Genomic DNA, 11,027 nt, shown 5'->3' with positions numbered 1-11,027 from the left:
CGCCAGCTTTGATGAGTATGGCGCGGTCTACGACAACGTCTCGCTGGTGATGTCCGGCATTGATCCGAAAACCAAGGCCTTTATTGAGCCGCCGGAAGCGCTGAAGAAGCAGATCGCGGCGGTGCAGGCCGAAGCCAAGATCCCCGCAAAGGACAAGAAGGCGATCCTCGACGACATGAACGACGCGCTCAAGACGGTCGAGCCGGTGAAGTATCCCGGCAACGTGACGCTCGTCACCAAATATTACGACAAGCTTGGCGCGTTGATGCAGGACGACGAATAGACGTCGGTCACCTCCGGATTTACATCATCGAAACGCCGCCCCACGGGCGGCGTTTTGTGTTTTGATACGGGGCTCACTCGCTAATCTCGCGTTTCACTGAGGGAGATGACCATGGCTGAACACCCATCCTGGCCCAGCCTGCCGTTCGAGCAGTGGCAGGACACATGCGCGACGTTGCACATGTGGACGCAGATTGTCGGCAAGATTCGCCTCGAACGTGAGCCGATGGTCAATCACTGGTGGCAGGTGCCGCTCTACGTCACCTCCACGGGATTGACGACGTCGCCGATGCCCTATCCGTCGTGCAGCTTCCAGATTGATTTTGATCTCTGCCGGCATGTGCTGGTCGTGACAACGACAGATGCGCGCCGCACCGAGTTTGCCCTCGGGCCATATTCGGTTGCTGACTTCTATCGCAAGATCATGGGCGCACTTCACGAGCTCGGCATCGAGGTCGCGATCTGGACCATGCCGGTCGAGGTTGTCGATGCCATTCCGTTCGAGCAGGATCATGAGCACAAGTCCTATGATGCCGATGCTGCGCATCGATTCTGGCGCGTCCTCGTTCAAGGCGACCGCGTCATGAAGCAGTTTCGCGCAGGCTTTCTCGGCAAGGTCAGTCCGGTGCATTTCTTTTGGGGCAGCTTCGATCTCGCGGTGACGCGGTTTTCAGGGCGAACGGCGCCGCCGCACCCAGGCGGCATGCCGCAACTGGGAGATTGGGTCGCACGCGAGGCGTATTCCCACGAGGTCAGCAGCGCCGGCTTCTGGCCCGGCAATGGCGGCTTCGGCAAGGCGGCGTTCTATTCTTATGCGTATCCGGCGCCGCCAGGATTTGCCGATGCGCCGCTGCGCCCGCCGGCTGCGCGGTTCGATAACAAGCTGCAGGAATTCATCCTGGAATATGAGGCGGTCAGAACCGCGGACAACCCGGATCAGATGTTGCTCGACTTCTTTCAAAGCACTTACGACGCAGCGGCAAACGCTGGACATTGGGATCGTGCTGCGCTGGAGCGGCAGCCGACGTAAGAGAGGCTGTCGCGATTCCAGTGATGACTCTGGGCGACGCGGGCCTCGGCACTCAAAAATAAAGCCGCGGACATCGTAAGGATTGTCCGCGGCTGATGTTTCGTTTGGTTGAGAGCGCCGCTTGATCCGTCAGATAGGCGGGACGGAGATCTTCACGGAGTCGCGCTGCATCATTTTTTCGTTGAACGCGGCAAGCTTCGGAAATGCCTTGCGCCAGCCGCAGTCAGCGAAGCGAAAATCCGCGTAGCCGAGCGCGCAGATAATGCCGATCTGAACGATGTCGAGCGGACGGGTCAGAACATCGGGATGGGCTTCGAAGCGCTGAAATCCATGCCAGGCACGGTCCCACTGATCGTCAATCCAGGTCTGCCAGCGGAATTGTTCGGGGCGGAGCATTTTTTCGTAGCGGCACAGCAGCATCGCGTCGAGCATGCCCTGGGTGATGCAATGGTCGGTCTTCACCTGCCATTTTTTTGCGCCGGACGCCGGGATCAGCTTCCCGCCGCCTGCGAGTTCGTCGAGATACTCAACGATCACATAGGAATCCACGATGGTGCTGCCATCGTCGAGAATGAGTGCGGGCAATTTCCGCAGCGGATTGATCTTCTGCGAATAGTCTTCGTTGTACGTGCCAGGAGTTGCCGTCGTGGGCACGAATTCGATTTTATCGATCAGGCCGAGCTCGATGGCAGCGATGCGCACCTTGCGGGCGAACGGCGACGACGGAGAAAACGTCAGTTTCATAGCTGTCTTTCGGGGAAATCGGGAGACAAAGAAAAAACGGCTCCGGCGAAGTGACCGGAGCCGTTCATGGATATCAGGCGGCGATAACTTCCTGCCGCTGCGCACCGAGGCCTTCAATGCCGAGCGTAACGATGTCGCCGACATTGAGGAATTTCGGCGGCTTCATGCCAAGGCCAACGCCGGGAGGCGTGCCCGTGGTGATGATGTCGCCGGGCAGCAAGGTCGTCACGCCCGAGAGATACGAAATGATCTTCGGCACGTTGAAGATCATGGTCTCGGTCGATCCGGTCTGGCAGCGCTGGCCATTGACGTCGAGCCACATGCTGAGCTTGTGCGGATTGGTGATTTCATCGGCGGTCACAAGCCATGGACCGACGGGGCCGAAGGTGTCGTGGGATTTGCCCTTGGTCCACTGGCCGCCACGCTCGATCTGGAAGAGGCGTTCCGAGACGTCGTTGCAAATGGCGTAACCGGCGACATGCTTCATCGCATCCGCTTCGCTGACGTACTTGGCACGGCTGCCGATGATGATGGCAAGTTCGACTTCCCAGTCGAGCTTGGTGGAGCCGCGGGGCTTTTCAATCGCATCGTTGGGGCCGCAGATGCAGGTGTTGGCCTTCATGAAGACCACCGGCTCCGACGGGATCGGCATGCCGGATTCGGCCGCGTGATCGGCGTAGTTCAGGCCGATGGCGAGAAATTTCGAAAAGCCGGTGACGGGCGCGCCGTAGCGGGGGGAGCCCTCCACGAGCGGCAGGGAGGCGGGATCGAGAGCGGCCAGCTTGGCCAAACCGGCCGGGGACAGCACGTCACCCGTGATGTCCTTCACATGGGCCGACAGGTCACGGATGCGCCCTGAATTGTCGAGCAGTCCGGGCTTTTCCTCGCCGACGGCGCCATAACGAACCAACTTCATAAGAGATCCTCTCCTTGCTCTATTGTTGCGTGTTTCATGCGGGATGGCGCGAAGGAATTCAACTGCTGAAGGCCATTGTGCAGCGCGCTCATTTCGAATTGTGCCGATCAGGTGACCATTTTGAAGGCATCGCCGTCGCGTACGATCCGTCCCGGATCGAAATGGCCGCCGAAAACCAGTGTCGGCGTGTCCGCAAAGCGCGAGAACAAGTCCCGTCGCGTCCTGGCAGATTGGACGGGGTCGTAGTCAGCGGTGGACGACCATTCCAGCCGCGCCATCTGGCAGGGGTGATGCGCCACGTCGCCGGTGAGGAGCGCTTCTTCGCCGTCGGACCTGATCAGGACGCTCATGTGTCCCGGGCTGTGGCCGGGCGTCGGGATCAAGGAGATCTCGTCGCTGATGCGGCCGTCGCTGGCGACGAGATCGGCGAGACCCTGCGCAACGATCGGCTGGACCGAGTCCTCGAACACAGCCTTATGCTCGTCTCTCTGATGACTGTGCGTCGCCCAGTAATCGTATTCGTCCTTGCCGAAGATGTAGCGGGCATTGGGAAAAGTCGGCACCCACTGGCCATCGACGAGCTTCGTATTCCAGCCCACATGATCGACATGAAGATGCGTGCACAGCACGGTGTCGATGGAGTCCGCGGGATAGCCTGCGGCGGCGAGATCATTGAGGAACGGTTTGTCGAGGTTGTTCCAGACCGGCACCGAACGGCCTTGTTTGTTGTTGCCGATGCATGTGTCGACGATGATCTTGCGCGTCGGCGTCTCAATGATCCACGACTGCACGCTGAGCTTGAGTCGGCCCTCGGCTGAGGCATAAACCGGAACCAGCCACGGCAGCTTTTGCACTTCGTCCGTGGTTGCTTGCGGAAGAATGAAGCGTGTTCCACCGGTCGAGGCAATTTCGACGATTTTTGTGAGTTTGACCCGGCCCACCGTCCAAGACATCAAGCTTGCTCCCGATCCTGTTCGCATTCGTCGTTCAAAAGCGTACGAGCGCAACAATCATCGTCATGGATCATCATCGCGTCATGCGCGTTGTTTCTCCGTCTTTCAACGAACGGAGTTGAAATATGCCGGAACTCTCGATCTCCACGGACAAGGTGGAATTTCTCATCGTCAAAGCGCGCGAGTTCGACGTGAAGGAAGGGGTGGTTGATCCGGATGCTGGATCGAACGGCGCCGATGACGACATGATCGATGTGCTCGAGGATGATGGCCGTGATCCTGTTATCCGAGAGATTTCGGGCTTTATCGACGCGCTCAGTGCTGATGAGCAGATTGATCTCGTCGCCCTGGTTCGCCTCGGCCGCGGTGACGGCACGGTCGAGGAGTGGAATGAGTTGCGGGCTGAGGCTGCACGCGGCCACAACAACAGGACGGCGCAGTATCTGCTCGGCGAGCCCCTCCTCGGCGATTTGCTTGCGGAAGGGCTCGACGAATTCGGTCTGCCGCTTGAAGGGGACCGGACGACGCCGGTCCACTAATAAGATTTACATCGTGCCGGGGTAGGCGCCGCCATCGAGCAGGATGTTCTGCCCGGTGATGAAGCCGGCCTTGGCGCCGCACAGGAAGGCGCAGGCCAGGCCGAATTCCTCGGGATCACCGAAGCGGCCGGCGGGATTTGCCTTCATGCGTTGCTTCAGCACTTCATCCGGCGAAATGCCTTGTGCCTTGGCGGCGGCTTCCAGCATCGGTCCACGGACGCGATCGGTATCGAACGGACCCGGCAGCAGACCGTTGATGGTGACGTTGTTGATCACGGTCTTGCGCGCGATGCCGGCAACGAAGCCGGTGAGGCCGCTGCGCGCGCCGTTGGACAGGCCGAGAATGTCGATCGGTGCCTTCACGGCAGCCGACGTGATGTTGACGATACGGCCAAACTTGCGGGCCATCATGCCGTCCACCGTCGCCTTGATCAGTTCGATCGGGGTCAGCATGTTGGCGTCGATCGCCTTGATCCAGTCGTCGCGATTCCAGTTGCGGAAATCGCCCGGCGGCGGACCGCCTGCGTTGTTGACCAGGATGTCCGGATCGGGACAGGCCTTCAGCGCGGCTTCGCGGCCGGCAGGCGTCGTGATATCGCCGACGACTTCGGTGACCGTGACCTTGGGGCTCGCCTTGCGGATATCCGCTGCGGTCTTGGCCAGCGCCTCGGCGCCGCGTGCGGTGATCGTCACATGCACGCCCTCATTGGCCAGCGCGATCGCGCATGCGCGTCCAAGGCCCTTGCTCGCTGCGCACACGATGGCGCGTCGTCCTGAAATTCCGAGATCCACGCTGTCTCTCCCTGTTTGATTTGGTGTTATGCCAATGATCGGATGATTGCCGCGTTACCATAGGGCATTGAAAGCGATCAAGAAGTACGGTCCTGTCATGCCAGATCTGACGGGTGTGACAGGGAAGGGCGGCGTGTCACAAAATTATGAAAAAGAATGGCCTCAGGCCCTTTCCAAAGCGCGGCGTGGTTGATACATACGCCTCGCACCGAACGATCTGCATCGCGGATCTCGGGAGTTTTCTCTGGACCCTCCGGACAGGACTAATCGACGCCCAAAGCGTTGAGGATTTGTTGTCCGATCAGGATTTAGTGAGAGCGTGCAAAGGTTTATCGCGGGGTGGAGCAGCCCGGTAGCTCGTCAGGCTCATAACCTGAAGGTCATAGGTTCAAATCCTATCCCCGCAACCAAATAAGCTCGGTAGGTCAATCTCTTACGATTGACCGCCGGGCTTTTTTACGATGCCAATCAAGCGCCGATATCGGCGAACATCGCTTCGTATTCATCGCGAAAAAGGTCTGGTAGGGCTCTGACCTGTTCTGCAAAGCGATCATTGCAATAGCTGCGAAACGGCCAGCGCCTGATCTCTGCGTCTTCCAGCTTCCCGGACCAGAACGCATGGATACCTGCCGCACTTGTCACCCCGGCCGCAGTCTCGAACTCGTCTATTGAAATGATCGCATAGGGCATGACTTGAAGCCAGTCGAGCGGCATGTTCGATGCCTGCATCAGGTTACGGACGGCCTCGTCCAAAAGGGTCGGGAGATAGAGACCACAACAATGCCAGTCCTCGAGCGTCAAAACGATCGGATATATCTGGCGCGCTTCGACATAAGGCAGATGCAGATAGTGGTTCCCACGGTAGTCGCGAATTGCCTTATAGACCTGCAACACTGCCCCCGCGAGTTTGCGGATGTCCTGCGCAAGTGCAGTGAGATCGGACATGCCGGATTTGGAAGCCCAGGTCAGGCGCATCGTCTTGCATTCGACAAACAAGGCGGCATCGTCGCCTTCCTGCACGATCCAATCGATGGAATCCTTTCGATTGCGCCCCACGCGGTATTCCGTTTCGTCCAGCACCCGCATAGTGGGATTAACGATGCGCTGACGAAGCACCTCTCCGGTATAGGCCTGGAACGAATCTCCAAACGCCGTCGGAAAACCAGCCTGATCTCTCAGGCTGTAATAGAGTCCGGTTGTGATGCGCCAGAACAGCAGTGTCGGAACGGGGCACGCGATCTCGTCGACGCCGCGGTACGAGAGCTGAATGATTGGAAAGGCCCGCAGGGAGGAATATCGGTAAGCGAACCCCTCGTCGAGTGCGTGCTCCGCTCGGAGCATTTCCGCCAGTGTACTACGGGTGACGCACGTAAAAGCGAGGAATCGATCGACGTCTTCGTCGTTGAGGCCCGGTAGCTCGACTTGCACGCGACGAACCCAGCGCGGCTGCTCAGAGAAATGCCCAAGATAGCACATCCCGATCAAGTAAATCTGGTCGATGCTGAGGCCGGTCGCCCGCTCGGCATGGGCGTTTAGAGCTGGCGTGTTGAAGAGCTTGTAATAGCGGATGATCCAGGTCCAATTGAAGCGTTGCTGTTGCCACACGAACTGGCGATGCATAACGCGCATCAATTCCAGGTGGATATTTGGGCCGCCGACGAGGTCGCGATAGATCTCGTTCTCGAGGTCCCGCAGAGTGTTGGCCAAATGTGCGAGCGTACCCCATCGCTTTAACGTTCGCCCGCCTCGCGCTTCCTCGTCCCCGTACCGTATTACTTCGCGTGCAATTTGCTCCAACCTCCATTGGGGAAGAACGCCCCATCTCGGCTGTGCGTCAAGAAACTGAGGAGCGACCTCTATATCCCGGGGCATGAGGAAGTCGTTCAGCTGAAGAAACTGGCTATAGGCCCAGATGACCGCGAGGCTATCGCGGCGCGACAGTTGCCGGGCGTGGCTTCGAACGGTGCGATAAAGAGCTTCAATCGCCATCGCTAATCATAAGGGCCGTGGGCTGATTCGATCCATGCGTGAACGCTAGGTTTGTCGCTATTTCTTCGGATCTGGGCAGCTTGTTATGAGATGGTGTTTGATCGGGAGGGAATCGAAGCTGTCAAAAATGAACAGTTTAATGATGTTGGATTGCCGGAGCTATTCGCTAAAAGGCGGTGCGCGCAAATACAATGGATGTGAATCAAAATGCTGTTTTGGCGACGATGTGCAACCATTCAAAAACTGTTGCAAGCGCGTTATGCAAGGGCGGGCTGATTTGCGCGAGCAGCCAAGTTCCGAAGCCAACACCGATAACGCCAGCGGCCGCATCGACTGCCTTGTCTATCTTTTTTAGTAGCCATTTCCCCGTCGCTATCGCTGCGTTCTGAAGAAAATGTGCCCAGCGCTTTACCGTGGCTATGGCCGGATTGGCTTTCTGAAACTCCGCTTGGAGTTCAGGAACAGCGGCCCGAAGGTCCCTTAGTTCAGCTGGCTCGACTTCAGGCTCAATTTCCTTCCCCTGGGGCGGACCGTTATGACCCATTCCGGGAGGACGACTCTCGTCCAACACCGTGGCAAGCATCTCAAGCGCGTCTTGCGCCTTCACTCTCGCCTCAAAGTCCTCCGCCGAGCCATAGCGTTGGCTTGGCTCATCGAGAAACTCATCAAAGGACGCCAAGTCATCGGTCGGAGGCTCAAAGTCCTCGGGCGATTGTTCTTGATCATAGTCATCAACGCTGGACGCCGGAGCCCAGTCGGTCAAGCCGTCGCTCTCAATCTCGTCGGCCACTTCGGTAATGAGGTCCTCAGAGACCAAGTCGCTGAACTTGGAATGGAGCTCTTCCCGAGCATTGTAGGGGCCACCCCAGATCCACTGATAACCACCCTCGGCACTTTCGTAAGGGAGCCGCACCGCGGGATCCTCAAAGTGCTGGTGAAACCATTCAATCATCAACTCGCGCTTGCGGCTTTTCCGCAATTTACGAAAGCCTGTTCGGGAAATTCCGTACTCTGAATGATCTTCTAGGAAGGCGGGTTTGCTGCGTTTTGCCATTGTTAAGAACGGACTTGCCAATTTGAAACACGCTATCGTTGCGCCGTCTGTTCGACAAGCGCGAAGGTTCCAGTATACGAAATTTGTGCGGCTTCAAATGGCGACAGCAAAGTGAGACGCTGATCTATCGGTCTTATTGAAAGCCGCCCGCCGGGGCGGCTTTTTCTTTGAGCGACGCAACGGCGATTAGTTGCTCTTCCCAAACGCGGGCTCTTCGGGCTTGTTCATAACCGTCGTGCTCGGCCCGTAGCCGGTGATCTGGATCACCGCGCCTTCCTCGCGCGTGCCATCCCAATGTACCTTGCCTGCGGGATGCATCATGTAGGCGCCGGCCTTGAGCGGCACGGCTTTCGCGGGCTCGAAATCATCGCCCGTGCCGGTGTACCAACTGCCGGAGATCACCACGACATGGCGGTCTTCCGCGTGCTTGTGCGGCTTGCTCATGATGCCCGGCGGCCACTTGATGCGGATGACGTAGATGCCGGGCTTCGACGGATCGCCATACATGGTCGCGACCTCGACGCCGACGCCAAACGGATTCTTGTATTGCTCTTCGCCCGGCGAAATTCGGATGAAGCCCATGTCATCGGTGGCGGCCAATGCTGTGACGTTGGGACACATCAGCGCAATGGCGCTGACCGCCGCTAACGCGGCAAGTCTCATTTTCATCATTTCTCTCCCATGCTTTTTATGATGCTGGGAGGCTAGCGGGGGAGCGTGACGCGAACAACGAAAGACCGCCGTGTCTTTCACGCGCTGAGATATTGCAGCGCCGTCACCACGGCAGACCGCACAGATCGATGGTGCCTTCGCGCAGCAGCCGGCGGATTTTGAAAACGTAAGGGACGAACACATCGCGGCTGACGAACTGCTCGAAGCGCGCGCGCGTCCCTGACTGCTCGGCATAGAGATCGCCGTTGAACGTCTGCCATCCCAGCTTTTCGTAAAATGCGCTGTTGTGCGGTTCGCAGAACAGCATGCCGAAGTCGATCGCGCCCTCGTCCTGCATGGTGCGGATCGCGGCGTTCAGCGCCAGCGTCGCATAGCCGCGGCGGCGGCGGTCGGGGTGGGTGATGACGCCGCCGATCCCTCCGATGTTGACCTTGCGGCCGTTCCACGTGCCCGTGCGGCGATAAATACCGACATGGCACAGCACGTCCCCGTCGGTCTCGATGAAGACGCGCAAATCCGCGTGTGCGAATTGCAGATGCCCCCAGGGCAACGTCTGCAGAATGTCCGCCGGCCAGACTGTTTCAAACAGCGGCTTGGCGTAAGGCCAGGAGGCTGCGCCCGTTGCGATGTCGATCTCAATCATGTCGCGGCTCCCCCGCAGCATGCACATCAGCGTTGTGTTCGGCCGGATGGCCAACAGGGGATTCCGATGCCATGATGCGGGTCATATTTAGGAGATTGTTCCAAATGCGGGCGGCACAACTCAGCACGTATCAGAAGTGGTCAATTTTAATCGGCGCGTCGGTGATGTTGAGCCTGTCGATGGGTATGCGACAGAGCTTCGGGCTTTTCCAGCCCTCGATCCTGCATGATACCCAGATTACCAGCGCGGATTTCTCGCTCGCGACCGCCATCCAGAACATCGTGTGGGGTTTGACGCAGCCGTTCGTCGGCATTTTCGCCGACCGCTACGGTTCGCGTTATGTGATGCTCGCCGGCGTGGTGATCTACGCGCTCGGGCTGGTCACGATGATCTTCGCCACCACGGCGGTGACGCTGACATTCGGTATCGGCATCTGCGTCGGCATCGCGTTGTCGTGCACGGCCTCGAGCATGAGCATGACGGTGGGCTCGCGCACCGTCGCAGCCGCCAAGCGCAGCGTGACCATGGGCGCGATGTCCGCCGCGGGTTCGCTCGGCCTCGTGATTGCGTCGCCGCTGGCGCAGACGCTGATTTCGACCGCGGGCTGGAAGATTGCATTGGTCGGCTTCCTTGGCCTGGCCGCGGTGATGCTGCCTGCGGCCTTCAGCGCCGGCAAGGCCGACAAGATCGAGATCGACAAGGCGGATGATCTCAATCAATCGCTCGGGACCGTGGTGCAGTCGGCGCTTGGCCATTCGGGTTATGTGGTGATGGCGCTCGCGTTTTTCGTGTGCGGCCTGCAGCTCGTCTTCATCACCACGCATCTGCCGAACTATCTGGCGATCTGTGGTCTTGATCCCTCGCTGGGTGCATCCGCTTTGGCGCTGATCGGGCTGTTCAACGTGTTCGGATCGTACGCCTTCGGCTGGCTGGGCGGACGCTATCCCAAGCAGTTGCTGCTGGGCGGCATCTACATCGTGCGCTCCATCACCGTGGCAGCCTACTTCACATTCCCTGCGACCCCGACGTCGACGCTGGTGTTTGCGGCCGTGATGGGCTCGCTGTGGCTCGGTGTCGTGCCGCTGGTGAACGGTCTCGTCGCCCAGCTGTTCGGTCTGCGCTTCATGGCGACCCTGACCGGCATCGCTTTCCTGAGCCATCAGGTGGGGTCATTCATCGGGGCATGGGGCGGCGGCCTGATCTACGACCACCTCGGCAGCTATGATGTCGCCTGGAAGGGCGCCGTTATCATCGGGCTGATCGCGGGCTCCTTCCAGATGCTGATGAATACCCGCCCGCCCAAGGCGAAAGAGGACGTCGGTGCGGCGTTGCCCAGCGCGGCCTGACGTTGCGCGGGCCTCGCAGCCGGTCCATATCTCTGTCTGCCCGGCATGAAACCATCTATAGTGCCGG

The 11,027-nt window shown here is 59.1% G+C and carries 12 protein-coding genes and 1 tRNA gene (1 of these 13 running past the window's edge); 5 read left to right on the top strand and 8 right to left on the bottom strand.

The genetic code is table 11. From position 1 onward, the window contains the following. Together ACP0KA_RS06990 and ACP0KA_RS06985 are read left to right on the top strand one after the other, a co-directional pair. A protein-coding gene (locus ACP0KA_RS06990; protein WP_424628114.1) for a hypothetical protein crosses the window boundary here: on the top strand, nt 1–283 show its end. It extends 317 nt beyond the left edge of the window; only the last 283 of its 600 coding nucleotides appear in the window; its start codon lies beyond the left edge, outside the window; its stop codon occupies nt 281–283. 105 nt (nt 284–388) lie between these two features. Beyond that, entirely contained in the window at nt 389–1,312 is a 924-nt protein-coding gene (locus ACP0KA_RS06985; protein WP_424628113.1) for a DUF5996 family protein, read from the top strand. 129 nt (nt 1,313–1,441) lie between these two features. Here ACP0KA_RS06985 and ACP0KA_RS06980 read toward each other — a convergent pair whose 3' ends face one another. The 3 genes from ACP0KA_RS06980 to ACP0KA_RS06970 all read right to left on the bottom strand — a co-directional run bounded on the left by ACP0KA_RS06980 (nt 1,442) and on the right by ACP0KA_RS06970 (nt 3,925). Continuing rightward, nucleotides 1,442–2,056: a glutathione S-transferase family protein gene (locus ACP0KA_RS06980; protein ID WP_424628112.1), complete on the bottom strand. Its 615-nt coding sequence runs from the start codon at nt 2,054–2,056 to the stop codon at nt 1,442–1,444. 73 nt (nt 2,057–2,129) lie between these two features. Further along, a complete protein-coding gene (locus ACP0KA_RS06975) occupies nt 2,130–2,972 on the bottom strand; it encodes a fumarylacetoacetate hydrolase family protein (protein WP_424628111.1) in 843 nt (280 codons plus the stop codon). A gap of 107 nt (nt 2,973–3,079) precedes the next feature. Then, nucleotides 3,080–3,925 (bottom strand): MBL fold metallo-hydrolase, encoded by an 846-nt coding sequence (locus tag ACP0KA_RS06970; RefSeq protein WP_424628110.1) that lies wholly within the window; start codon nt 3,923–3,925, stop codon nt 3,080–3,082. Nucleotides 3,926–4,050: 125 nt separating this feature from the next. Here ACP0KA_RS06970 and ACP0KA_RS06965 point away from each other — a divergent pair, with 125 nt between their 5' ends. Further along, nucleotides 4,051–4,464 carry a DUF3775 domain-containing protein gene (locus ACP0KA_RS06965; protein ID WP_424628109.1) on the top strand — a complete coding sequence of 138 codons (414 nt, stop codon included), beginning with the start codon at nt 4,051–4,053 and terminating at the stop codon, nt 4,462–4,464. 6 nt (nt 4,465–4,470) lie between these two features. Here ACP0KA_RS06965 and ACP0KA_RS06960 read toward each other — a convergent pair whose 3' ends face one another. Next, nucleotides 4,471–5,256 carry an SDR family oxidoreductase gene (locus ACP0KA_RS06960; protein WP_424628108.1) on the bottom strand — a complete coding sequence of 262 codons (786 nt, stop codon included), beginning with the start codon at nt 5,254–5,256 and terminating at the stop codon, nt 4,471–4,473. 333 nt (nt 5,257–5,589) lie between these two features. Between ACP0KA_RS06960 and ACP0KA_RS06955 the strand changes: the two genes are divergently transcribed. Next, a tRNA-Met gene (locus ACP0KA_RS06955) sits at nt 5,590–5,666 on the top strand. 58 nt (nt 5,667–5,724) lie between these two features. On the opposite strand, the gene ACP0KA_RS06950 is transcribed toward ACP0KA_RS06955, so the two are convergent. The 4 genes from ACP0KA_RS06950 to ACP0KA_RS06935 form a co-directional block, all read right to left on the bottom strand. After that, complete coding sequence (locus tag ACP0KA_RS06950) at nt 5,725–7,245, bottom strand: hypothetical protein (protein ID WP_424628107.1); 1,521 nt, start codon at nt 7,243–7,245, stop codon at nt 5,725–5,727. Between the two features lie 202 nt (nt 7,246–7,447). Beyond that, nucleotides 7,448–8,299 (bottom strand): hypothetical protein, encoded by an 852-nt coding sequence (locus tag ACP0KA_RS06945; protein ID WP_424628106.1) that lies wholly within the window; start codon nt 8,297–8,299, stop codon nt 7,448–7,450. Nucleotides 8,300–8,485: 186 nt separating this feature from the next. After that, nucleotides 8,486–8,968, bottom strand: a complete 483-nt coding sequence (locus ACP0KA_RS06940) for a cupin domain-containing protein (protein WP_424628105.1) — start codon at nt 8,966–8,968, stop codon at nt 8,486–8,488. A 106-nt stretch (nt 8,969–9,074) separates the two neighbouring features. Further along, a complete protein-coding gene (locus ACP0KA_RS06935) occupies nt 9,075–9,614 on the bottom strand; it encodes a GNAT family N-acetyltransferase (protein WP_424628104.1) in 540 nt (179 codons plus the stop codon). 104 nt (nt 9,615–9,718) lie between these two features. Between ACP0KA_RS06935 and ACP0KA_RS06930 the strand changes: the two genes are divergently transcribed. After that, nucleotides 9,719–10,960 (top strand): MFS transporter, encoded by a 1,242-nt coding sequence (locus ACP0KA_RS06930; protein ID WP_424628103.1) that lies wholly within the window; start codon nt 9,719–9,721, stop codon nt 10,958–10,960. Nucleotides 10,961–11,027: the final 67 nt, after the last annotated feature.

The sequence above is a fragment of the Bradyrhizobium sp. SYSU BS000235 genome, assembly GCF_049747295.1.
Classification (GTDB): Bacteria; Pseudomonadota; Alphaproteobacteria; order Rhizobiales; family Xanthobacteraceae; genus Afipia.
The sequence above is the reverse complement of the archived record's forward strand: the minus strand, read 5'-3'. Positions and strand labels throughout refer to the sequence as shown.

Excerpts from the sequence above, each read along its gene's own strand:
- ACP0KA_RS06945 (WP_424628106.1), bottom strand. The coding sequence starts at position 8,299 with ATGGCAAAACGCAGCAAACCCGCCTTCCTAGAAGATCATTCAGAGTAC.
- ACP0KA_RS06965 (WP_424628109.1), top strand. The coding sequence starts at position 4,051 with ATGCCGGAACTCTCGATCTCCACGGACAAGGTGGAATTTCTCATCGTC.
- ACP0KA_RS06930 (WP_424628103.1), top strand. The coding sequence starts at position 9,719 with ATGCGGGCGGCACAACTCAGCACGTATCAGAAGTGGTCAATTTTAATC.
- ACP0KA_RS06940 (WP_424628105.1), bottom strand. The coding sequence starts at position 8,968 with ATGAAAATGAGACTTGCCGCGTTAGCGGCGGTCAGCGCCATTGCGCTG.
- ACP0KA_RS06935 (WP_424628104.1), bottom strand. The coding sequence starts at position 9,614 with ATGATTGAGATCGACATCGCAACGGGCGCAGCCTCCTGGCCTTACGCC.
- ACP0KA_RS06985 (WP_424628113.1), top strand. The coding sequence starts at position 389 with ATGACCATGGCTGAACACCCATCCTGGCCCAGCCTGCCGTTCGAGCAG.
- ACP0KA_RS06975 (WP_424628111.1), bottom strand. The coding sequence starts at position 2,972 with ATGAAGTTGGTTCGTTATGGCGCCGTCGGCGAGGAAAAGCCCGGACTG.
- ACP0KA_RS06950 (WP_424628107.1), bottom strand. The coding sequence starts at position 7,245 with ATGGCGATTGAAGCTCTTTATCGCACCGTTCGAAGCCACGCCCGGCAA.
- ACP0KA_RS06980 (WP_424628112.1), bottom strand. The coding sequence starts at position 2,056 with ATGAAACTGACGTTTTCTCCGTCGTCGCCGTTCGCCCGCAAGGTGCGC.
- ACP0KA_RS06970 (WP_424628110.1), bottom strand. The coding sequence starts at position 3,925 with ATGTCTTGGACGGTGGGCCGGGTCAAACTCACAAAAATCGTCGAAATT.